We start from the raw sequence: 22,064 nt of genomic DNA, 5'->3' as shown, positions 1-22,064 counted from the left end.
GCAAGCAAACCTATTCGCCCGTTCCGTCCTGCAACCCGGTGCCGTCACCGATTGCGGCGTTGATCCGCGCAATCGCAGCGTCGGTGATATCGGAAGTGTCCGAACTCAGAAAAACGCTCGAGCGTTCAAGGATCAGGGAAGCGCCGGTTTCGCGCAGCAAATCAATCAGAACAGGACGCGCCAACCCGTAAAACGCCTGCCGCGCCTCCTCGCTTCTGCGGGCCAATGCGTCCAGTTTGGCGCGCTGCCCGTCGCGGTGGGATTGGACCTTTCTGTCAAACGCTTCCGCCAACGGGCGGAAATCATCGGCTTCCAGACTCGCACGCTTTTCCGTCAGGGCTTTTTCCTCTTTGCTGAGTTCGGCGACGATCCGTTCATTTTCGTCCGCCAGCAAGGCACTTTCTTGTTCGATATCACGTAGAACACGCTGTCCAAAGGCCGAGTCAGTAAACAGCCGTTCGCTGGAAATCGTCAGAACACCGGACTGAGTCACGCCCAATTGTTGCGCCACGACCGGGATTGCGTAGAACAGACCCAGAAAAACACACAGGGCCCAGATTGGGCCCTGTTGTCGCGTCAGAAAGACACTCAGCATCGCAAATCAGAACCTGGCCTGAACAGTCAGGTCAAAGTTCTGCTCTTTATCAAACTCTTCTTTCTTCAGAGCTTTCGAGAAGTTGAACCGCAGCGGGCCGAAGGGCGTTTCCCACAACACGGATACTCCGATGACGTGACGAACCGAGCCGTCCGCGCCCACAATGTCAGCACCCGCAGTATTCACGTTGCTGGTATTGTAAAGGTTACCCACATCGTAGAACAGGCCACCGCGCAGACCCAGCTCTTCGGGCAGTCCCAACGGGAAATCCGTTTCGAAACGGGCAACCCAATAGTAGTTGCCGCCGATTGCATCGTCCTGCCCATTTGACAAATCACGCGGACCCAGACCAGCCGGTTCAAAGCCACGGAAAGTGTTCGGACCAAGAACAAAGCGGTCGATCGTACGGCTGAAGTCGTTACCTCTCCAATGAAGCGCGCCCAGTTCCAGGGTCGCGCGCAGGACAACTTCCTCGCTCCACACTTTGGTTTGCGCAATACTGCGTGCCGTCGTTTTGAAGAACTTGTTGTCACCGCCCAGACCCCCGGCATCAACCCCAACTTCAAAAAGGACACCAGCGTTCGGATTCAAACCACCAATACGGCTGTCGTAGACATAAGACAGTCCAAGTGTGCTGCTGGTCCGCTTGCCCTGATCGATTTCCGAAGAGATCACCGCGCCGTTGATTTCGTCGTCCTGTTGAGTCATCTCGCTACGGTCCCACCCGTAACGCAACCGGATCGCGGACAGCTCACCGATCGCATAGCTCAGCTGAGGATTGAAAAACAGACTTTCAGTGTCATAGCTGGCAAAGCTGGAATTTGTGGACGACAGGCCCAAGCCCAGATCAAACCGCAGTTTTCGTCCCAGCAGGTAAGGTTCAGTGAAATTGATAATGTACTGTTCAGCGTCCTGCGCCGTTGAAAGGGTAACCCCCAGGTTCTGACCACGTCCAAGAAAGTTGGACTCGTTCAAACCAATCGCGATCCCGAAACCATCAGTGACCGAGTAGCTACCACCCAGGCTCAGCGACCCGGTTGGTTGTTCTTCCACATCCACGTCAAGGATGACCTGGCTGGGCGAAGACCCCTCACGCGGTTCCACGTCGGAAGTTGCAAAGAAGCCAAGAGCGTTGATACGATCGGCAGCCTGTCGGATTTCCCGTGGATTAAACGGATCGCCTTCGACCGTGTCGAACTGACGGCGGATAACGCGATCAAGCGTTGTGGTGTTCCCTTCGATATCGATCCGTTCGACGAAGATGCGCGGACCTCTGGTCAGCACAAATTGAACATCCAGCGTCAGATCACGAGGATTACGGGTAACCCTGGGCTCCACGCGCAGAAAGTCGACCCCCTGCTTCAGACCCAGCCGTTCCTGACGGGCAATCGAGCTATCGACCAGCGTCGGCGTATAGGTCACTCCGGGCTTGATCTTGAGAGCATCCTGATAGGCGGCTGCATCAACGCCAGGAATCTCGCTGACAGTCGTAATCTTACCGAACGAGAATTTCTGGCCTTCGGTGATGTTCATAACCAAGAAGAACGCATCCCGTTCCCGTGTGAATTCGACATTGGCACTGTTCACGCGGAAATCAATATACCCGCGAGACAGGTAGAAATCCCGAATAACCTGCTTGTCGAATTCGATCCGATCACCAATGAAAGTGTCGTTCTGAAAGAATGTCCGCAGAAAGGTTGCCTGTTTGGTTTCCAGAACGCGGCGAAGACGGCGATCCGAATAGACGCGGTTGCCCACGAAACTGACCCGCTCGACCTCGATGGTCGTGCCTTCGGCCACCTCGAAAACCAGATCCACACGGTTGTCGCTGCGTCGAATGATGCGGGGAATTACCGTGGCAGATACGCGGCCCTGCGCTGAATAGATCTCGGCAATCAGATCGGCGTCAGATTCGGCAACCTGCGGTGTGAACACGCGGCGTGGCTGGGATGCGATGACTTCCATCAACACATCATCTTTGACGCGGCTGTTACCTTCGATGCTGATCTGGTTGATCGTTGGGTATTCCTGAACCTCGATGACCAGAGTGCTACCGCGCGGCGTCAGTTCGACTGTCTCAAAAACACCACTGTCAAGTAAACGCTGATACGCATCATTCAACTGTCCGGCGGTCACAGTTTGACCCGGCTCGATTCCCGTACGCGCGATGATCGTTCCGGTTTCAATCCGGCGATTTCCATCAACGTCAAAGGAATTGATCGTGAAGTTTTGCGCCTGCGCAGCCTGTGGTAATGCCAGTAAACTTACCGCTGCAAAAAAGAAAAAAAACGTTAGCGTCCGCCACAAAATCTTGTTTGTCGGCTTCTGCCCCCCGCAGGATGTGCCCGCGCCTCGCCCGTAAGTCATTTTGTTCTCTACCCAGAATTTTAGGACTTTAATGCTGAGTAACGGGAATGGATGAGCTTGTCAAAAGGCCAAATGGACACCGGCCAATTGGTCGGGTCATCACTTGTCATGGTCGGGAATCAAGAATCACATACCGGCCAAGTATGCACCACCGGCCAGCGCCAGTGCAGTCAGACCAAAATACAACAAATGATCCCAATTCAGCATGAACAGGAAACTGAAACTTTGATAAGATTTTTGCAGCGCTTTTGTCATGGCGGGGCCCTCGATAAGCGCAAATAACCTAGCCCTGGAATGCGGCGAAAATGCGACCGCAATATGCGGTCGCCGCCACAATCAGCAGAACAGATCGTTGGTTAGAGAAAACAGCATCAAACTGAGAATCAAGGTTATGCCAACACCCATCAAAACCCGAAGGGCTTTGTCACTTGGCGGTTTGCCTGCGACCGCCTCGTAGGCGTAAAACACCAGATGACCTCCATCCAGCGCGGGGATTGGGAACAGATTCAGCAAACCTACGGCCGTTGACAGAACCGCGATGAAGAAGACAAAGCTCTGCGCCCCCTGGCTGGCCATTGCACCAGAGGTCTCGGCGATGCCAATCGGACCCGAAATGTTGCAGGTGCTGATCGCCCCGGTCACCATATGCCACATACCGGATAGCGATCCTTCGATGACCCGTTTGGTTTGTTGAACGCCTCCAGACAACGAGTCCAGCACGCCGGCGGGTTCTGTCGCGGCCTCCAACATCATGCCCCCGACGATGCCGATCCGCCAATGGGTCACGAACCCTCCATCCGGCTTCGGCTCATCGGTCCGACGCGGTGCGAGAGCAAACTCCAGATCCGCCCCGTCGCGCCACACGTTCAGCAACAACACGCGGCCATCCGATCCTTCGACAAACTCTTTGAGCTGTTCGAATGCAAAAATCGGTTCTCCGTTCACGGCTGTGATGACGTCGCCCTGCGCCAGTTGAATGTCCATTGCAGCGCTGCGCGGGGTAACTTGTCTGATCAGTGGCGGGAACAACCAAGGCGCCGCCACATCGATGGTTTCACCGTCCCGAACGACTGTGTAGTCCAGAACCGGCTGAACCGGCAACGCTTCGGTGAAATCACCCCAGGCACCCTCTTCGTCGAAATCCGGCGTCGGTATGCCAGCAATCGCAGTGATTTCATCGCCGTCCTGCAATTCCTGTACCGTTCCCGGCAAAGGCTGCAACTTACCAACGGTCAGCGGTTCGCGCGATACGCCCTGCGACCAGAAAATCAAACCAAAGACCAGAATCGACATCACGAAATTGAACACCGGACCCGCAGCAACCGTGGCCGCCCGCGCCCACAGGGGTGCACCATGCATCGTGCGGCGCAGTTCTTCCGGGCTTTGTTCGGCGATGTCTTCCATCGTCTCTTCGTCTTTACCCGACGCGGCGTTGGCATCCCCTAGGAATTTGACATAACCGCCAAAGGGAAGCAGCGCGATCTGCCATTTGGTTCCGCGCTTGTCCATGCGGCTCCACAATACGGGCCCGAATCCGATCGAGAAGACTTCGGCCTGGATACCGGACCAGCGTCCGACGATGTAGTGGCCATACTCATGCACTGCCACGATGACTGACAAGGCGATAACAAAGGCCACAATCGTCCAAACAAAATTGCCGAACTGTGGGATCAGAGAAAGTACGTCCAAAATTCTATCCTGCTCGTTTGATCACGGCTTCATCAATCCATTGACGTGCCAGATGGTCCGTTTGTTGCACGTTATCAAGTGTCATGGGGGCATCAATAAGGCCACCAGCTGAGTCAAACTGGTCCAGAACCGCTGCTACAGCATCCGCCATGCTCAAGAAACCGATCCGTCGCTCGATGAAAAGGTCCAACGCCCGCTCTTTGGCGGCATTGAACACAGCCCCGGCCAGGCCGCCCCGCGCCATGACGTCGCGCGCCAGTTTCAACGCGGGATAACGGGCCTCATCCGGATCATGAAAGCGCAGTTGACCCAGTTTCGCCAGATCGAGCCTTTGCACAGGAAGATCACGCCGTTCAGGCCAATGCAATGCGTATCCGATCGCGTGACGCATATCAGGCATACCCATGTGGGCCATCACAGCGCCATCATGAAAGCCAACCATGGCGTGAACGATGGATTCAGGATGAACCAGCACTTCGATCTGCTCTGGATCGATCCCGAAGAACTCTTTCGTTTCAATGATCTCAAGCGCCTTGTTGAACATCGAGGCGCTGTCGATTGTGATACGCTGACCCATGTTCCAGTTCGGGTGGCTCGACGCCTGTTCAACCGTAGCCCGTGCAAGGTCGATTAAAGGCCAGTCGCGAAACGCCCCACCGCTGGCAGTGATAATCACCCGCTCGACCGCGCCCATATCCTCGCCGACCAGAGCCTGAAACACAGCGGAGTGTTCACTGTCGACGGGCAGCAACCGGGCACCATGATCCCGCGCTGTTTCAAGAACCAGCGCGCCAGCACAAACCAGAGTTTCCTTGTTCGCTAAGGCCAGCGTTGCACCCTGCTTCAGGGCCTCAATCCCCGGCGCCAATCCCGCCGCGCCAACAATGGCGGACATCACCCAATCGACCGGGCGAGCCGCAGCCTCGGTAATGGCGTCAGGGCCTGCAGCGACCTCTACACCACTACCCTGCAAGGCATCGCGTAGATCCTGCAATCGATCCTCGTAGGCGGTTACGGCCAGATCTGCATTCAAGCGCCGGGCGTCGGCGGCCAATCTCTCGATATTTGCGCCACCTGTGAGGGCGACGACGTCATAGGCCAAAGGGTCTCGGGCAATCAGGTCGATGGTGTTTTGACCAATCGAACCCGTCGCCCCAAAAATGGAAACCTTCCGCATCACATCTCTCCGGGCGAATATAGCAGCCCTGCAATCAGTACGAACAGCGCAGCCCCCATCATGCCATCAAAGCGATCCAGAAACCCGCCATGCCCGGGGATCAAATTCGAGCTGTCCTTAACCTCGAATTTCCGTTTGACCGCACTTTCGACAATGTCACCCGCTTGACTTGCCATCGATGCAAGAACCGAGATCAAAACAAACGCGAAACCAAAGCCACCGTGGACCGCAAAGATGATCCCGACAACCGCAGCAGCAGCCCATCCACCTGCTGTGCCGGACCATGTTTTCTTCGGGCTAACCTTTGGCCAGAACTTAGGGCCGCCGAACGTCTTGCCCACAAAATACCCTGCGACATCGGTGGCCACGACGACAGCGATCAGCCAGACCATCCAGCCGAATCCCATGTTTTCGCGGATTGAGATGAATCCCAATCCCGCTCCTGCGATCCAGATTGCAAACAGTACATAGAGCCCACGTGCCCGACTGACCTGCCCTGCCCCAACCAGCGCCGGAGCCAACAGAAACGGCAGCTTGTATAGCGGGGGCAAATGATAGCTCAGGATCACCGCAACAGCAGTGAGAATACCCAATTGCACCGCCACCCCAGAGCGCTGAGGGTCGATCATGCGGACCAGTTCCCAAGTCATCAGGCCGCAAGCGGCCGCGATGAAGCATTCAAACCAGATTCCGCCCAGCCAGACCTCGACCGATCCAATCGCCACCAGCACTACAGCGGACAGAATCCGCGCAGTCAGATCTGACCATCGGCCATCACTCATACTGGCACCGCTCCGAACCGCCGTTCGCGCGCGCCATAGTTACGGCACAGGAGCTCTAGCTCGGCCGCGGTAAAGTCCGGCCACAGCGTGTCGATGAATTCATATTCGGAATAAGCAGACTGCCAGAGCAGAAAGTTCGAAACACGCGCTTCGCCGCTTGTTCGAATGACCAGATCAGGATCAGGTAAAACGCGCGTATCCAGATACTTGGGCAGCGTCTCTTCATTCACATCTTCGGGGCGCAAATGCCCATCGGCCACGTCCCGCGCCAAACGCTTGGTCGCCCGGGCCACCTCGTCCCGACCACCGTAGTTCAACGCAACCGTCAGATGAACGAGGTCATTGCCTTCGGTTTCCACCTCAAGCGTATCCATCAGATCGGTCAGCTTGGCATCCAGTCGCACCCGATCCCCAATGAACCGCACACGAATGCCGTTTTGCGACAGAGTTTTAGTCTCTTTGATGATGTAGCGGCGAAACAAGCTCATAAGCCCAGCCACTTCGACCTGTGTCCGTTTCCAGTTCTCCGTCGAAAAGGCGAACACGGTCAGGTACTTGATCCCAAGTCCCGGACAGGCTTCGACCACTTCACGTACACGCCGTGCGCCTGCGTGATGACCGAACAACCTGGGGCGGCCACGTGCCTGCGCCCAACGACCATTTCCATCCATGATGATGGCGACGTGGCGCGGGCCAGCACCTGCTTCGGTTTGGGGGTCTTTAGGCATAATGTCGGCTCAGACCTGCATGATCTCGGCCTGCTTTGTCTCAAGCGCGGCGTCGACAACTTTGATCAATTCATCCGTCAGTTCCTGAACTTCGGTTTCCCAGAATTTCTGGTCATCTTCCGACATGCCGTCATTCTTGGCCTTTTTGATCTGGTCCATACCGTCGCGCCGAACATTGCGGATCGAAACACGCGCATGTTCAGCATATTGCCCGGCCACCTTGGTCAAGTCGCGGCGGCGTTCTTCATTCAGTTCAGGGATCGGCAGCATGATGATCGTGCCATTCAGCTGTGGATTGATCCCCAAGCCGCTTTCACGGATCGCTTTTTCAACTTTACCGACCAGGCCCTTGTCCCAGACATTCACCGTGACCATGCGTGGCTCGGGTACATTGACGGTTCCAACCTGATTGATCGGCGTCATCGCGCCATAAGCATCGACCATCACCGGCTCGAGCATCGAGGCCGAGGCCCGCCCGGTCCGTAATGAGGCAAATTCGGTTTTGAGATTGGCCATGGCGCCGTCCATGCGGCGTTTCAGATCATCGGTGTCCAGTTCGAAGTCGTCAGACATGCTGCTCACTCCCCGTATTCAGGTGCTGTTTTCTTGGGTCTTAAGCCATCGCAAATGGGATGTATAGCAATCATGATCAGGAATTGCGCCAATGACCAGAGTTGTTTCGACCATTTTAGGACATCTTTTCAATTGAAAAACCGGCCAACGCCTTTTGGCCCGGCCGGTTTTGAAAAGACGGTTGGATCAGGCGTTTACGTCCACAACAACGCGGCCCTTGACCTGCCCCTGCAGTATATCTGCGCCCAACTGGGGCAGATCGGACAGTGCCGCTGGATGGATCATTGCCTCCAGCTTTTCCATGGGCAGATCGGTCGCAATACGCTTCCATGCGCGGACACGATTGTCATACGGCTGCATCACGCTGTCGATGCCCAGCAGGTTCACGCCCCGCAGCAGGAACGGGATCACAGTCGCAGGCAGCGCTGCACCACCCGCCAGTCCCACTGCAGCAACCGACCCGCCATATTTCATCTGACCAAGCACACGCGCCAGCATCGCGCCCCCAACCGCATCAACACAACCGGCCCAGGTTTCTGCCTCGAGTGGTCGTTTGGACGTCTCGTTGAGGTCTGCACGTGGCACGATGGTGGCTGCGCCCAAGGCTTTGAGGTATTCACCCGTTTCAGGACGACCCGTCACAGCGGCGACCTCATAGCCCAGATGGCCCAGAATGGCCGTCGCAACAGACCCTACTCCACCCGCTGCCCCGGTCACCAGAACCGGCCCGTGATCCGGCGTCAAACCGTGATCCTCCAGCGCCATGACCGCAAGCATGGCGGTGAATCCTGCCGTCCCGACAGCCATCGCCTGACGCGCATCCAACCCGTCCGGTAGCGGCACAAGCCAATCGGCCAGCGCATTGGCCTTTTGAGAATAACCGCCCCAATGCGCCTCTCCGACCCGCCAGCCGGTCAGAACAACCTTGTCGCCCGGCTTGTAGCGATCATCCGACGACACCTCGACCGTACCCGCATAGTCGATGCCGGGCACATGAGGATAGGCGCGGACCAAGCCGCCGCCTTTCGGTGACATACATAGACCGTCCTTGTAGTTCACCGTGGAATATTCGACCGCAACGGTCACCTCGCCATGTGGCAGCGCATCCTGAGAAAGCTGCTGCACCGAGGCGCTCGCCAGACCGCTTTCTTCATCCTTCTCCATCACCAATGCATTGAACATGTTGATATTCCTTTCGTTCCTTGCGGCCAGCCCTGCATATCATCTGGCCAAATTTGTACTTCAACGGGGTTTGCCAACGCCGGTCTTTAAATCCAAAACTTCTCTTGCACTGTTGCGCTGCGCATGCCGTCTGGCGTTGCAACCTTGACAATCGTGCCAGCATCCCAGTGGCTCAGCCGAAGCATACCAATCGATACATTGATTTCGAAATCAGGCGACCAAGCCGAAGAGGTCACCTGCCCGACCCGCTTTTCGCCTGCGAAAACGGGCCATGGCCGGTCACAGGGCGGTACAGCGGCACCATCAATTGCCATCGGGCGTATCTGTTGTACCGGCCCTTCTTTCGCGACGCGCAGCAGAGCGTCCCGCCCAATACATCCAATTGCGGTATGCGTATTGCAAAACTTGCCCAAGCCGCACTCATGCGGGGTGTTGTCGTCAGTCATGTCATTGCCGTAAGACAGCAGCCCGCCTTCGATCCGTTCGATCAGGTTTGGGCAACCAGCTCGTACATTTAGATTCTCGCCGGCCTCGAACAGAGCGTTCCAGAGCGGCATTCCAATATCACTGCCTTCGACATAGATTTCAAATCCACCCTGTTTGGAATAGCCCGAACGCGCCACAGCCAGATCACGGCCTTCAAATTCGAACATATCGAATTTGAAGAACCGGATATCCCGCACCCGGTCCCCGAAGACCCGAACCATCAACTCATCCGCTTTTGGACCTTGCACGGCCAGTGGCGATACGTCCGGTTCGTCCATCAACACATCCAGACGATATCCGTTGGCTACCCCTTTGACCCACAACAATAAATCGCTATCCGCGATCGAGACCCACCAGCGATCTTCAGACAGCTTCACCGCCACCGGATCGTTCAGCATGCCACCCGTCTCGTCAACGATGGGCACATAAAAACACTGACCGGGCAGCATCCCTCGCAGATCGCGCGGCGTCAGCATTTGCATCAGACGCGCAGCATCCGGGCCGCGCAGCTCGACTTGCCGTTCACAGGACACATCCCAAACCTGTACATGTGTCTTCAGGTGCCGGTAATCTGCCTCAACGCTTTCGAAAACAGTAGGCAATAACATGTGGTTATAAACCGTATATGCCTTGACACCCGCAGCTTCGACGCCATCGGAAAAAGGGGTGCGCCGCAGGCGGCGGGACAAGGAGATTTGCGGCATTCAAACCTCCTGCGGCATGAAGACAAGATCGCTGACCGGGGCCTCTGATCCGGTTTCGGTCAGCATCTTGTGGAGCTGCCCGCGGTGATGGGTCTGGTGATTAAACAGGTGGATGACACAATGCGCATAAGGCATTGTTACATCGCCCTCTTTCGCCGCTGAATACCACGTGAACGACCCCGTCAGAGGAACATCACCCAGCGCTTCCGCCCAGCCTGAAATTCTGGCATCAACCGTTTCGCGCAATGGCAGCCACGCCGCCAGATCCGGACACAGAAAGACACTTTCATGAATTCCACCACCTGCGCGGTGGATATTGCCTTGCGGACCGGGTCCCTTGTCAAAGCGCGACATCCACATCCAGTCGCCCCAAAGCAAATGGTTGGCTGTGCCCATGATCGAGCCGAAAAAGGCACCCCGATCGCGGATCAATTCTTCGGGAGTCAGCGCTTGTAGAAACTCGGCCAACTGCTTGTTTTGCCAATGGTTATAGCGCGCCATTTCCCGGGCATATGATCCGGTAATCATCACTTTGGCCCGTGCCAGTCGATGGGGCAGATTTCGGCGGATTTACCGCCAAAGTCCCAAATGCGGCCATAGTCACGAACCCTGGATTTGGTCCCTCGGGCCACAATGATGTCCGGCCCCATCCAGTATTTCGAGTTTGACACCATGACTGGATGGTCTGGGTCCTTACCCGCCAGCATTTCAATCTCACCCTGAATTTTGCGACCGATAGCGATACGTCGCTTGTTGCCGTCCCGCTCAATTTCGACGGGCGCCCGTTCGGCGCCGATGATTTCGCTGACCAGCATGGTGAACAGGCCCGTGGTTCCACCTGCCTGCCCGCTGAAGATCTGTAACAACCCGTTATAGGCTTTGCCGCTGGCGCGTTCATCAACGTAGGCGGCGACCTTCCATTGACCTTCACCCATACGACCGGGAATATCGACAAGCAGACCGACGTTCAGGCCCGACAGGTCCTCGCCCTCATAATGCCCCTCATCAATGATAATCCCCATCCAGGCGTGACAATGCCCCTCGGTCGGTGGATGCGCGCCCAGCGACACAACGCAGGGACAGAACACATCACACGAGCAGTTCAGGATCAACTCACCCTTGATCGCCCAGTTTGTCGGCGCCATCTCGCGCCGTTTAGGATTGGGCATGCGGCTGTCGATCCGCTGACTGATGGGCAGCCGGTCGGATTCTGGTTTTCTGTTCTTAGCCATCGGCTTATCCTCCGTAAGCAATAGGATAAACGAGCAGAACAATGCCGCCCGCAATCAATACGAATCCCATCGGACGGGTCACAACATGCCCGATCTGAGGGAGCTTTTCCAAAACCATGAACAGGGTCGCGAACCCCATCCACAACAAGCTCATGACGCCACCTACAAAGCCAAGCGCCATGAAGCCCCAGCAGCAACCGACGCAAAATGCGCCTAGCCCCAAACCCATGCGCAGGCCGCCGGTGAAGCCGGTTTTCCAATGGCCCAGAAAATAGGTCATTGGAGCGTGGCAGACGCCGTGGCAGACCTCTTTCGCGCGAGTGAACTGAAATGCGCCGACGGCAATCAACAACCCGCCGGCGACCAACTGCGACTTGGCAATGCCCAACATGTCCACGACACCGCCAAACAGTAAGACAAGTTGTACGCCAGTGATGAGTGCCGCGAATCCGACCCAGACAACGAAGTATCCGGTCAACACACCCAACCAGCCAGCTCGCGTGCCATCAGCACTGTGGATCAGATCATCGTAGCTGCGCAATGTAGGTACCAGAGTCGGCAGCATCATCGCCGCCATCATGATCGCCCACATCCAGAACAGCGGCCCAAACTCGGCCATGGGCATGTACATGTCCATGCGGGGATCCATGGTCCGCATGGCCTCTCCCATTGGGCCGGGGCGGCCGATCCAGTCTAGGTCCATGTCGCGGCTCATCGAGAACATGATCCACCACGACCACAAGATCATGGCGTAAAAGCCCAGCCACAAACCGCTGCGAAGCATAACGCGACTCATGAGTTCCTCCCGACTCATCCCTTGCTTTTCAAATGTCAGACTTTTAAATGTCAGACAAATAAAATCGTAAGAATGGCCTCCATAAGATGAAAATCGACCCTCAAAAGCCTGCAGACTTGTCCGCGCAAATCGCACAGGCCATCCGCGATGCCATCGTATCTGGGGAACTGATCGTTGATGAGCGTCTCCCGTCAGAGGCCGAGCTATCCGACCAGTTTCAAGTGTCTCGCCCCACTGTACGCGAAGCGTTGAAGCGGCTGGCAGCACAATCGCTGATCCGAACGCAACGCGGAGCTACGGGCGGGGCGTTTGTGAACCGCCTCAGCTTTGAGGACGCCCATTCGCTGCAAATTACCACTTCGACCCTGTTGCTATCGATGAATGCGGTCAGTTTCGATACCGCCTGCGAGGCGCGCTATGCACTGGAACGCGCCTGCGCGCCGTTGTCAGCAGAACGTCGCACCGCGGATCAACTGGCGACGATGCGGGCAGAAATCTTCCGTCAGGCCCAACCCGGTCTGACCGACGAGGCGTTTTGCGCTTCGGACGTAGCTTTTCACCGGGCTTTGGTGGACGGAGCCGGGAACCCGGTGTTGTCGTATCAACTGGCGGGTGCCGTGGAAGCGATGCAGCCGCTGATGAACATGATCACCTTTACCGCCCGCTCTCGCGAAGAAATCATCGCGCTGCACACGCGGTTGGTTGACGCGATCGACGCAAAGAATGGCAGCAGGGCGGAACACACTTTGGCCGAGTTGGAATCCTATACACGTGGTCTGGGCCGTGATGTCATGGCGACCCGCATCAAAGCTACACAAGGCACTGGGAAAAAGAACGGCACACTCAAGACCGGATAGCCTTGCATTTTGTTGCCAGTGTCTGTCTTTCTGCGTCAAAAGTTCAGGAGATCACAGATGCAGGACAGCGCGCGCGCCACAGAAACACTGCGCCAAGGCAAGGATGTCGATTGGAAGGCTGCCACCACGCACGCATTTACCCGAGAGCTATCGGACGGAACCCTGCCCGAGCACAAGATGCGCTGGTATTTGCAACAGGACTACCAATTCGTCGACGGATTCGTTCGCTTGCTGGCCAGTGCAATCGCGTATGCGCCCAGCTTGGCTGATAGCGTCCCGGCAGCGCAATTCCTGGCTGTGATTACCGGCCCCGAGAACACTTATTTCTTGCGCGCGATGGACGCTCTGGGCACAGAACCCAGCAACGATGCGGCCCCGGCCACCCGGGCGTTTCAAGATCTTATGGCCGGAGCCGCGGCCTCGGGCCGGTATGGGAACATGTTGGCGGTTCTGGTTGTGGCTGAATGGGTGTACCTGACATGGGCAAACCCGGAAAATCCACCTCACGAGACTCTACCCTTCTGGTTTGCCGAATGGATCACACTACATGCGGGCGAAGGTTTTGAAGGCGTTGTAGAGTATTTACGAGGTCAGCTCGACAAAGTTTGGCCAACGTTGGATGCCGACGCGCAAGCCGAAGCTACGCGGTTGTTCCACCGCGCGATCGAATTGGAACGTGATTTCTTCGACGCCGCATACGCGGCCTGACACAGGAAAGGTCCACCTATGGTCACAACGCTCAATATCATCGCTGCGGCGCTGACCATCGGATTCGGGCTTTTTGGTTTTCTCGCTCCGGCCTGGACGGCGACCTCGCTGGATCTGGCACCGACCAATAGCACCATGGGTTTAAGCGAGATACGCGCGTCTGTAGGTGGATTGTTCGTCGTGACCGGAATTGCAGTGCTGTGGCTGAACAACCCCATGGCATACGCAATGCTGGGCATCGTATACGCTGGCGCAGCATTGGGGCGGTTTGTATCCGTGATTCTGGACAATCCGCCGTTGGTCAAGGCTGTGACATTTGGTGGAATCGAATTGGTACTGGCCGTCTGGCTGATTGCAGTAAACATCAACAGAACGTCGTAAGATGCTGTTATCATTATCATCACAGCGAACCATTCTCAGTTTGCATCCGGCTCTGACCTCACCTATATATGAGATGTCCTTCGGGACTATGGACATAAACGCGCTCGCAATAAGCGGATCGGACCCGGGGGCGGTACCCGGCGGCTCCACCAAACATCCCTCATTTGGGGATCATGGGGCCGAAATAGGATCGACGAACGTCTAAAAGGGTTAGCTTTGTCTCGGCGGGGTGCCACCGTATCGGCCCGAAAAGTACAATTGCAAATGACAATCGTGCTCCGGTTGCAGTTGCTGCGTAAGCAGTAGCAAGACCGAAACTTAAGCCCTTGCGCCTAGCCGCGTAAGGCGGGGTTCGCAGGTACCTGGCAACAGAAACCTGCACTACATCCCTTAATGTCTATGTTTAAGTCACCCTGTGCTCATGTTCAGGGTTTATTCATACCTTTTTGCCATCGTCGCACCGGACAGACAGGAGAGCCGGGATGACGAATTCAGAGATACTCAGAACATGGTATTCCGAAGTTTGGGAAAACGGAAACACCGACGCGATCGATCAGTTCTTTGCGCCTGAAACAATGGCAGAAGGGTTGATCCCGGAAATGCAGGTCGGCGCAGATGATTTCCGGGATCTGGTCATGGCCTTTCGACATATTCTGGGGGAGATTACAGTGGAATTACCCAAGATCATCGAGAATGGTGACTGGGTTTCTGCCATCCTGCATGTCCGGACGTTTCGGGCCGACAATGGCGCGCCACTCGAAGTCACTGGTCAGGTGATGGCGCGGTTCAAGAACAACAAGATGGTCGAGGCGTATAACCATTTCGACTTTATCTCGTTCTTTGAAGAGCTTGGCCAGTTTCCGTCCGATACCTTGCCGGTCTGCATGACTGGACAGCGGTTGCACTGGGCCTGATCAGAAATCGAACCTATCTTGACCCCTCAGGCGCTTGCGCGTTAGCAAGTGTCATGGGGTAAGATTGCGAACGCCCCGTGAGGCGTCAGCCCAAGTTTCGCATGTATCCTAAATCATAAGGAAGCATGCTATGGCGTCGCCAAATTCCATTTCTCCCCGCCAGCTTTCGCGTTTGATCGGAACACCTCAAGCGCCAACCCTAGTGGATGTCTGCCTGGATCCAGATTTCGACACCGATCCGTTTCTAATCCCCGGCTCGATCAGACATTCGGCAACCGACATCCCAGGCCTTATTCAGAGGGTGTCGGGTGGTTCCAGTGTCATCATTTGCCAGAAAGGCAAGAAACTCAGCCAAGGTCTTGTCTCATGGCTGCGCAGCGAAGGTCACGCTGCGGAGTACCTTGAGGGTGGGATGTATGCGTGGCGAGATATGCCCGACGCCATGCGCATCCCCTTTTCCGCCCTGCCCGATCCGATTGCGGATCACACACTTTGGGTCACACGCCACCGGCCAAAGATTGATCGGATCGCGTGCCCCTGGCTTATCCGGCGGTTCGTGGACCGCAAGGCAAGATTCCTGTTCGTGTCCCCGGCCGAAGTTGAAAGCGTCGCAGAGAAATTTGGGGCGACACCGTTTGATGTCGGGAACACATTCTGGAGCCACCGAGGCGACAAATGCACGTTTGATACGATGCTGGATGAGTTCAACCTGCGATCACCTGCTTTGGACAGGCTAGCAACCGTCATCCGTGCGGCAGACACAAATCGTCACGACCTTGCCCCCGAGGCCGCTGGCCTTCTGGCCGTTTCAGTTGGGTTGTCCCGACAATATCGTGACGACCACGAAAATCTCGAGGCTGGCCTGAATCTGTATGACGCCCTGTATCGCTGGGCGCGCGACGGGTTCGAGGAAAGCCACGATTGGCCAACAGGGCAAAAATCATGACGCCAACACTCAGTGAACTGGTCCGGGTATTCTGCCGGATCGGCCTGTTGTCTTTTGGCGGACCGGCGGCTCAAATCTCGCTTATGCATCAGGAATTGGTGGAACGCAGGCCGTGGCTAGACGAGCAGACCTATCTACGGGCCTTGTCGCTGTGCATGCTGTTGCCGGGCCCCGAGGCGATGCAGTTGGCAACATATGCGGGTTGGCGTCTGCGGGGTGTAACCGGCGGCCTGATCGCAGGTGGGCTGTTCGTCTTGCCTGGCGCCGTCGTGATCGCTGTCCTTGTTTCGTTATACGCGGCGTTTGGCACCTTGCCCCTCGTGCAAGCCGCATTCCTAGGGATCAAGGCGACTGTCATCGTGATCGTTCTGCAAGCGTTGCGTAATCTGTCGCGCAAAGCATTGACCAATGTCGAACATCGGGTGATTGCGGCGTTGGGTTTTGTGTCAATCTTTTTGCTGAACCTACCGTTCCCCTTGATCATTCTCGCCGCCGCGCTGTGGGGATATGTAACGTTCAAAGGTGCTGCAGCATCGATTGAAGTCACACAATCTCCAAGCCTTGCCCGTCCAATACGGACGACGGCTATCTGGCTCTGCCTCTGGTTGGGACCGTTGATCGTGCTAAGCTTGACCGGACAGCAACTTCTCAGTGATTTGGGGTGGTTCTTTGCCCGCCTCGCGGTGGTGACCTTTGGGGGCGCCTATGCCGTTCTTGCCTACATGACACAGACCGTGGTGGATCAATATCAATGGATCAGCACGGATCAGATGATCGACGCCCTTGGTCTGGCGGAAACAACGCCGGGTCCTCTTATTCTGGTGACGCAATTCGTTGCCATGCTGACAGGACAGATGACCGGTGGCGTCACGCTTGCGCTTGCCGCTGGTGCGGTGGCGCTTTGGGCCACGTTTGTGCCGTGCTTTTTATGGATTTTCCTTGCCGCACCCTATCTGGACCGCCTTGCCGCGCGTCCACGTCTGGCTGCAGCCTTGCACGGGATCACCGCAGCGGTGGTTGGCGTGATTCTCAACCTGTCCGTGTGGTTTGGTCTGAATGTTCTTTTCGGATCTGTCTCGCAAAAATCATGGGGACCGGTCACAGCGCCCACCCCGCAGATCGGCACACTGGATTTCACCGCACTGGCTCTGACAATTGCTGCCGGCATATTGATTTTTCGCCTGAAATTTGGGGTGGCAACGGTATTGGGTCTGATGGCGACCGCCGGAATTGCAATGCACTTTATCTGATCAATCCGGTCATTCGTGCTCTTTCGTTTCCGAACAAAACCCCTATGCTGAGGGCAACCACTTTCGAGGAAGACACATGTCGCAAGACATCGACTATGGAAACCTGATGCACACCGCCATGCGGGGGTTGATCAAGACTGTTCTGACCAGCGTTTCAGAAACCGGGCTGCCCGGCGCACATCATTTCTTCATCACGTTTGATACACGCGAGGATGGTGTTCAACTGGCCGACTGGCTGCGTGAACGCTATCCGGATGAGATGACAGTCGTCATGCAGCACTGGTTCGAAAATCTTGAGGTTGGGGAGGCCGGATTTGCCATCACGCTGAACTTTGGCGATGCGCCTGAACCGCTGTACATCCCTTATTCGGCTATCAAGACGTTTGTGGATCCTTCGGTCGAATTTGGCCTGCGGTTTGAAAGCCCCGAGGACGAAGACGAGGATGAAGATCACTACATCGAAGAGATAATCGAGGTCGAGGAAGAAGAAGAGCATCACGACGCGGACGTCGTTTCGCTGGACAGTTTCCGCAAGTAACCGACCCCAGACCCCGCCCTGCGCGGGGTTTATTGTTTCTTGAGGAATGTCTCGACCGAGCGGGACTTTTCTCCGTTTATGAACCGTGAAAACGACAGGTCCAGACCGCCCTCGGCGAGAGTCCGGTCAAACTGCTGCAGCTCATATCCACCGTTTTCGTTAATGAATAGGGAAAACACCGTCAGTGTTGCCCCTTCAATGCGGCCCCACACAAAAGGCTCGCCTTTCATCGGGTCCAGCGGCACCTCATGCCCGAATACGTTTCGTTTCATGGCTGCTGAAAAAACGTCGGCGCGATGGGAGGGTTGAAAATCGACCGAAAACTTCTGCTCTTTTACACGCCCGTCCAGCTTGTAGGTGACAGTTCCCCAACTGACGTTGAACCCATTCTTGGTCTCATGGATCGATACGCTCATGTCCCTTGGGGTGCTGGATCCGTCTGTATCAACGACATTTGCTGATCCAACATAATCGCCAACAAATGGTGTGATTTCAGCGGCACGGGCCGAAACGCTCAGCATCGCCATCCACGCCATCAAACCCGCAGCGAGAGCAATGACTTTCCAGGGTACAATCCGATCGGATACGGACATCGAAACCTCCACCACGGTAATTCCTGCATTGTAGCCAAGCGGATCGTGCGCACAATGGCGCAATTCCGAACTGCACCAATAAAAATGACGCACCCCGGCACCTATACCTTTGACGGGCTTGTGTTTAAGGTGCGCGCAACTGGCCGATTGCGCCACAGCGCCGCTGCGGGTAAACGGCATGCGATTGCATACCAGACGGAGTGACAGATGTCTCAAACCCGCACCGAATCCGACAGCTTTGGCCCGCTTGAGGTTCCCGCCGACAAATATTGGGGCGCGCAAACACAGCGTTCGATCATGAACTTTCCCATCGGATGGGAAAAGCAGCCTGTTGCCATCGTTCGCGCGCTGGGCGTGATCAAGAAAGCCTGTGCGATTCAGAACAAGGCAACCGGTAAGCTGGATGCCAGAATCGCCGACGCCGTTATCGAGGCCGCCGGCGAGGTAATCGACGGCAAGTTCGACGACAACTTCCCTCTGGTCGTCTGGCAGACAGGATCTGGCACACAGTCGAACATGAACTCGAACGAAGTGATCGCCAACCGCGCGATTGAGATACTTGGCGGCGTGATTGGATCGAAAGATCCTGTGCATCCCAACGATCACTGCAACATGGGTCAGTCATCCAACGACACCTTCCCCACAGCCATGCATATCGCCACGGCAATGAGTGTTCGGGACGTTCTGCTGCCTGGTCTGGAAAAGCTGGCGGCGGGCTTGGAACAAAAGGCCGAGGAATTCAAAGACATCATCAAGATCGGCCGCACCCATACGCAGGATGCGACCCCCCTGACCCTCGGTCAGGAATTTGGCGGGTATGCCCATCAGATACGTCAGGGTATCGCACGGGTAAAGGCCACCCTACCGGGAATTTACGAACTTGCACAGGGCGGTACGGCCGTCGGCACGGGCCTGAACACACAACATGGTTGGGGTGAGGCTGTTGCGGCGCATATGGCCGATATCACCGACCTGCCCTTCGTCACCGCGCCAAACAAATTCGAGGCTCTGGCGGCGCATGATGCGATGGTCTTCCTATCCGGCGCTTTGGCAACCATTGCAGGCAGCTGCTACAAGATCGCCAATGACATCAGGTTCTTGGGCTCTGGCCCTCGTTCGGGATTGGGCGAACTGATCCTGCCCGAAAATGAACCCGGATCGTCGATTATGCCCGGCAAGGTCAACCCGACCCAAGCCGAAGCGCTGACGCAGGTCGCTGCGCACATAATGGGTAACGACGCGGCCATCAAGTTCGCAGGCAGCCAAGGTCATTTCGAGTTGAACGTCTACAACCCGATGATGTCCTATAACCTGCTGCAATCGATCCAACTGCTGGGCGACGCCACCGACAGCTTTACCGAGCGGATGTTGCTGGGCATTCAGGCCAATGAGCCGCGCATCGATAAGTTGATGAAGGAATCGCTGATGCTGGTGACGGCGCTGGCGCCGACCATCGGGTATGACAATGCCACCAAAGTCGCCAAAACCGCGCATAAGAACGGCACGACCCTCAAGGAAGAGGCCATCGCGTTGGGCTTTGTGGATGCAGAGACGTTCGACGCTGTCGTGCGCCCCGAACAGATGATCGGGCCGAAAGACTGATGGGCAAACCGGTCAATCTGAACCGGTTTCGAAAGGAAAAGGCGCGGGCCAACGAAAAGGTCCGCGCCGACCAGAACGCCATCAAATTCGGTCGAACAAAAGCGGAAAAAGAAGTCTCGAAGTTGCGGCAAGACAAGCAGCAGCGAGATTTAGACAGCCACGAGCTGGACGAATGAGCGGCCGTCCCATCAAACGATCTCTCACCCTCAAAGGACACCGAACATCGGTGTCGCTGGAGGATGAGTTTTGGCAGACGTTTCGTGAAATTGCGAAATCAAAAGACATGCCAATCAATGTTTTAGCCGCTGAAATTGACGTTGACCGAGATCCAGAAACTGGACTGGCCTCGGCCATACGGGTTTTCATTTTAAACTGGTATCGCGACAAGGCATAACCTCTTGCATCCTTAGCAAATCAGCGTTTAACCTTGATGGAACAAAGAAGGTACATTTATGAGCGACTTGATTTCTGGACCTGACGGTCAACCCCGCTGCGCATGGTGTCAGGCCGCGCCTGAATTCTTCGACTATCACGACGCAGAATGGGGTTATCCGGTGTCAGATGATCTGCAGCTGTTCGAAAAACTGTGTCTGGAGAGCTTTCAATCCGGTCTAAGTTGGCGGACGATCCTGAACAAGCGCGAGAACTTTCGCAGAGCGTTTTATGACTTTGATATCAATAGAGTGGCGAAGTTTTCTGAAGTCGACGTTGAGCGCCTGCTGCAAGACAAGGGCATCATCCGGCATCGTGGGAAAATCGAAGCCGTTATCAATAACGCCCGCCGCGCGCAGGAGTTGATTGCCGCCGAGGGCTCTCTGGCCGCGTATGTCTGGCGGTATGAGGCTGAAACACCGCCGGAACCGCAAACAGCTTCGACCTCTCCGGAATCGATCGCGATGTCCAAGGATCTCAAGAAACGCGGCTGGAAATTTGTCGGTCCAACGACAGTCTTTGCCTTCATGCAGGCCATGGGCCTGGTCAATGACCACGCCAAAGGATGCGTTATGCGTGAAAAAGCGGCGCTGATGCGCCGCGAATTCATCAAACCGGAATAAAAAGGCGCCCTGCCGGGCGCCCCAGATCAGACTGACGCGCGGAAAATCTTGTCGATATTACCGCCAAGAGCCGCATTAAAATCACCATCGGACTGCTGCTTCGACAGACCTTCGGTGAGCGCCCGCGAGAAAGACGCAATCATCTTGCCGTTCTGTCCAAGTAAATCGCAGGCCTGTTCAGTGGAATAGCCACCCGATAGCGCCACAACACGGATTACACGTGGATGATCGGCCAGTGCGTCATAAAGATTAGGTGCGTTGGGTATGGTCAGCTTCAACATCACATCCTGCCCCTCGCCCAGTTGATCGAGATTCTTCAGGATTTCGACCCTGAGGATATCCTCGGCCTCGGCCTTGGCTCCGGAATGAATATTCACTTCAGGTTCGATAATCGGAACCATACCTGCGCCAATAACCTCACGGGCAACGTCGAATTGTTGCGCCACAACAGCGGCGATACCATCCGCATTGGCTTCGTGAATGACCGAGCGTTCCTTGGTGCCAAACACACCGTCAGCGTTGGCCAGAGTTTCGGCCAGACCCGGGATCGGCTTCATCATCTGAACACCGTCGACCTGCTCTTCCAGACCTTTGTCGATCTTAAGGAACGGCACGATACCTTTGACCGACCACAGATAGTCAGCAACCTTGCGACCTTGGATCTCTTCAGCCAGCGTCCGCTCGAACAGGATTGCACCGATCACTTTGTCCTTGGTGAAACCATCCGCCAGAATGATCCGCGCGCGCATCTTCTGAATTTCGCCGAACATCTCAGCGTCCGAACTGTAATCGGACGCTTCTACACCGTATAGCGCCAGCGCCTTGGGGGTTGATCCGCCGCTTTGATCCAGTGCTGCGATAAAGCCTGCGCCGTTGGACATCTGCGCGCGCTGTTCTGCTTTGGACATA

Annotated in this window: 26 protein-coding genes and 1 other RNA gene; 12 read left to right on the top strand and 15 right to left on the bottom strand. The window is 56.0% G+C overall.

Annotated features, from left to right (window positions below; genetic code table 11):
- Nucleotides 1-10 precede the first annotated feature (10 nt).
- The 13 genes from HW561_RS05195 to HW561_RS05140 all read right to left on the bottom strand — a co-directional run bounded on the left by HW561_RS05195 (nt 11) and on the right by HW561_RS05140 (nt 12,311).
- Nucleotides 11-595, bottom strand: a complete 585-nt coding sequence (locus HW561_RS05195) for an OmpH family outer membrane protein (protein ID WP_176862409.1) — start codon at nt 593-595, stop codon at nt 11-13.
- Between the two features lie 6 nt (nt 596-601).
- The gene (bamA, locus tag HW561_RS05190) at nt 602-2,962 is read right to left on the bottom strand and encodes an outer membrane protein assembly factor BamA (RefSeq protein WP_176862407.1); all 2,361 of its coding nucleotides are present in this window, start codon (nt 2,960-2,962) and stop codon (nt 602-604) included.
- Between the two features lie 126 nt (nt 2,963-3,088).
- Nucleotides 3,089-3,217, bottom strand: coding sequence for a hypothetical protein (locus tag HW561_RS24120; RefSeq protein ID WP_268952721.1), 129 nt, complete (start codon nt 3,215-3,217; stop codon nt 3,089-3,091).
- 81 nt (nt 3,218-3,298) lie between these two features.
- The gene (gene rseP, locus HW561_RS05185; protein WP_176862405.1) at nt 3,299-4,651 is read right to left on the bottom strand and encodes an RIP metalloprotease RseP; all 1,353 of its coding nucleotides are present in this window, start codon (nt 4,649-4,651) and stop codon (nt 3,299-3,301) included.
- A 4-nt stretch (nt 4,652-4,655) separates the two neighbouring features.
- The gene (gene dxr / locus HW561_RS05180) at nt 4,656-5,828 is read right to left on the bottom strand and encodes a 1-deoxy-D-xylulose-5-phosphate reductoisomerase (protein WP_176862403.1); all 1,173 of its coding nucleotides are present in this window, start codon (nt 5,826-5,828) and stop codon (nt 4,656-4,658) included.
- Nucleotides 5,828-6,610, bottom strand: a complete 783-nt coding sequence (locus HW561_RS05175) for a phosphatidate cytidylyltransferase (protein ID WP_176862387.1) — start codon at nt 6,608-6,610, stop codon at nt 5,828-5,830. Before HW561_RS05175 ends, dxr begins: the two co-directional genes overlap by 1 nt.
- The gene (gene uppS / locus HW561_RS05170) at nt 6,607-7,338 is read right to left on the bottom strand and encodes a polyprenyl diphosphate synthase (protein ID WP_176862385.1); all 732 of its coding nucleotides are present in this window, start codon (nt 7,336-7,338) and stop codon (nt 6,607-6,609) included. Before uppS ends, HW561_RS05175 begins: the two co-directional genes overlap by 4 nt.
- 9 nt (nt 7,339-7,347) lie before the next feature.
- Nucleotides 7,348-7,911: a ribosome recycling factor gene (frr, locus tag HW561_RS05165; RefSeq protein ID WP_176862383.1), complete on the bottom strand. Its 564-nt coding sequence runs from the start codon at nt 7,909-7,911 to the stop codon at nt 7,348-7,350.
- 186 nt (nt 7,912-8,097) lie between these two features.
- Nucleotides 8,098-9,093 carry an acryloyl-CoA reductase gene (gene acuI / locus HW561_RS05160; protein WP_176862381.1) on the bottom strand — a complete coding sequence of 332 codons (996 nt, stop codon included), beginning with the start codon at nt 9,091-9,093 and terminating at the stop codon, nt 8,098-8,100.
- A gap of 86 nt (nt 9,094-9,179) precedes the next feature.
- Nucleotides 9,180-10,283, bottom strand: a complete 1,104-nt coding sequence (locus tag HW561_RS05155) for a dimethylsulfoniopropionate demethylase (protein ID WP_176862380.1) — start codon at nt 10,281-10,283, stop codon at nt 9,180-9,182.
- Nucleotides 10,284-10,811 carry a DinB family protein gene (locus tag HW561_RS05150; RefSeq protein WP_176862378.1) on the bottom strand — a complete coding sequence of 176 codons (528 nt, stop codon included), beginning with the start codon at nt 10,809-10,811 and terminating at the stop codon, nt 10,284-10,286.
- The gene (locus tag HW561_RS05145) at nt 10,811-11,515 is read right to left on the bottom strand and encodes a DUF1326 domain-containing protein (RefSeq protein WP_176862376.1); all 705 of its coding nucleotides are present in this window, start codon (nt 11,513-11,515) and stop codon (nt 10,811-10,813) included. The genes HW561_RS05150 and HW561_RS05145 overlap by 1 nt, the downstream gene beginning before the upstream one ends.
- Before the next feature lie 4 nt (nt 11,516-11,519).
- Nucleotides 11,520-12,311, bottom strand: a complete 792-nt coding sequence (locus HW561_RS05140; RefSeq protein ID WP_176862374.1) for a DUF2182 domain-containing protein — start codon at nt 12,309-12,311, stop codon at nt 11,520-11,522.
- An 86-nt stretch (nt 12,312-12,397) separates the two neighbouring features.
- On the opposite strand from HW561_RS05140, the gene HW561_RS05135 reads away from it, so the two are divergent.
- The 8 genes from HW561_RS05135 to HW561_RS05100 all read left to right on the top strand — a co-directional run bounded on the left by HW561_RS05135 (nt 12,398) and on the right by HW561_RS05100 (nt 17,905).
- Nucleotides 12,398-13,168, top strand: a complete 771-nt coding sequence (locus HW561_RS05135) for a FadR/GntR family transcriptional regulator (protein ID WP_176862372.1) — start codon at nt 12,398-12,400, stop codon at nt 13,166-13,168.
- A 57-nt stretch (nt 13,169-13,225) separates the two neighbouring features.
- Nucleotides 13,226-13,876, top strand: coding sequence for a TenA family protein (locus tag HW561_RS05130; protein ID WP_176862370.1), 651 nt, complete (start codon nt 13,226-13,228; stop codon nt 13,874-13,876).
- 18 nt (nt 13,877-13,894) lie between these two features.
- Nucleotides 13,895-14,257, top strand: a complete 363-nt coding sequence (locus HW561_RS05125) for a DUF4345 family protein (protein WP_176862369.1) — start codon at nt 13,895-13,897, stop codon at nt 14,255-14,257.
- A gap of 36 nt (nt 14,258-14,293) precedes the next feature.
- Nucleotides 14,294-14,640: a transfer-messenger RNA gene (gene ssrA / locus HW561_RS05120) on the top strand.
- Nucleotides 14,641-14,739: 99 nt separating this feature from the next.
- Nucleotides 14,740-15,171 carry an ester cyclase gene (locus HW561_RS05115; protein ID WP_176862367.1) on the top strand — a complete coding sequence of 144 codons (432 nt, stop codon included), beginning with the start codon at nt 14,740-14,742 and terminating at the stop codon, nt 15,169-15,171.
- A 130-nt stretch (nt 15,172-15,301) separates the two neighbouring features.
- Nucleotides 15,302-16,117 carry a chromate resistance protein ChrB domain-containing protein gene (locus HW561_RS05110; RefSeq protein ID WP_176862365.1) on the top strand — a complete coding sequence of 272 codons (816 nt, stop codon included), beginning with the start codon at nt 15,302-15,304 and terminating at the stop codon, nt 16,115-16,117.
- Nucleotides 16,114-17,367, top strand: coding sequence for a chromate efflux transporter (chrA, locus tag HW561_RS05105; RefSeq protein ID WP_176862363.1), 1,254 nt, complete (start codon nt 16,114-16,116; stop codon nt 17,365-17,367). Before HW561_RS05110 ends, chrA begins: the two co-directional genes overlap by 4 nt.
- 76 nt (nt 17,368-17,443) lie before the next feature.
- Nucleotides 17,444-17,905 (top strand): SspB family protein, encoded by a 462-nt coding sequence (locus HW561_RS05100; protein ID WP_176862361.1) that lies wholly within the window; start codon nt 17,444-17,446, stop codon nt 17,903-17,905.
- A gap of 29 nt (nt 17,906-17,934) precedes the next feature.
- On the opposite strand, the gene HW561_RS05095 is transcribed toward HW561_RS05100, so the two are convergent.
- Nucleotides 17,935-18,498, bottom strand: coding sequence for a hypothetical protein (locus HW561_RS05095; protein ID WP_408015364.1), 564 nt, complete (start codon nt 18,496-18,498; stop codon nt 17,935-17,937).
- A gap of 207 nt (nt 18,499-18,705) precedes the next feature.
- Between HW561_RS05095 and fumC the strand changes: the two genes are divergently transcribed.
- The 4 genes from fumC to HW561_RS05075 are packed head-to-tail and all read left to right on the top strand — an operon-like array spanning nt 18,706 to nt 21,155.
- Nucleotides 18,706-20,100 carry a class II fumarate hydratase gene (fumC, locus tag HW561_RS05090; RefSeq protein ID WP_176862359.1) on the top strand — a complete coding sequence of 465 codons (1,395 nt, stop codon included), beginning with the start codon at nt 18,706-18,708 and terminating at the stop codon, nt 20,098-20,100.
- Nucleotides 20,100-20,276 (top strand): DUF4169 family protein, encoded by a 177-nt coding sequence (locus tag HW561_RS05085; RefSeq protein ID WP_176862357.1) that lies wholly within the window; start codon nt 20,100-20,102, stop codon nt 20,274-20,276. Before fumC ends, HW561_RS05085 begins: the two co-directional genes overlap by 1 nt.
- On the top strand, nt 20,273-20,494 hold the full coding sequence (locus HW561_RS05080; protein ID WP_176862355.1) for a ribbon-helix-helix domain-containing protein: 222 nt from the start codon (nt 20,273-20,275) through the stop codon (nt 20,492-20,494). The genes HW561_RS05085 and HW561_RS05080 overlap by 4 nt, the downstream gene beginning before the upstream one ends.
- A 58-nt stretch (nt 20,495-20,552) precedes the next feature.
- Nucleotides 20,553-21,155, top strand: coding sequence for a DNA-3-methyladenine glycosylase I (locus HW561_RS05075; RefSeq protein ID WP_176862353.1), 603 nt, complete (start codon nt 20,553-20,555; stop codon nt 21,153-21,155).
- Between the two features lie 26 nt (nt 21,156-21,181).
- On the opposite strand, the gene HW561_RS05070 is transcribed toward HW561_RS05075, so the two are convergent.
- Nucleotides 21,182-22,063: a fructose bisphosphate aldolase gene (locus HW561_RS05070; RefSeq protein WP_176862351.1), complete on the bottom strand. Its 882-nt coding sequence runs from the start codon at nt 22,061-22,063 to the stop codon at nt 21,182-21,184.
- Between the last annotated feature and the right edge of the window lies 1 nt (nt 22,064).

Source organism: Ruegeria haliotis, from assembly GCF_013377785.1.
Classification (GTDB): Bacteria; Pseudomonadota; Alphaproteobacteria; order Rhodobacterales; family Rhodobacteraceae; genus Ruegeria; species Ruegeria haliotis.
The sequence above is the reverse complement of the archived record's forward strand: the minus strand, read 5'-3'. Positions and strand labels throughout refer to the sequence as shown.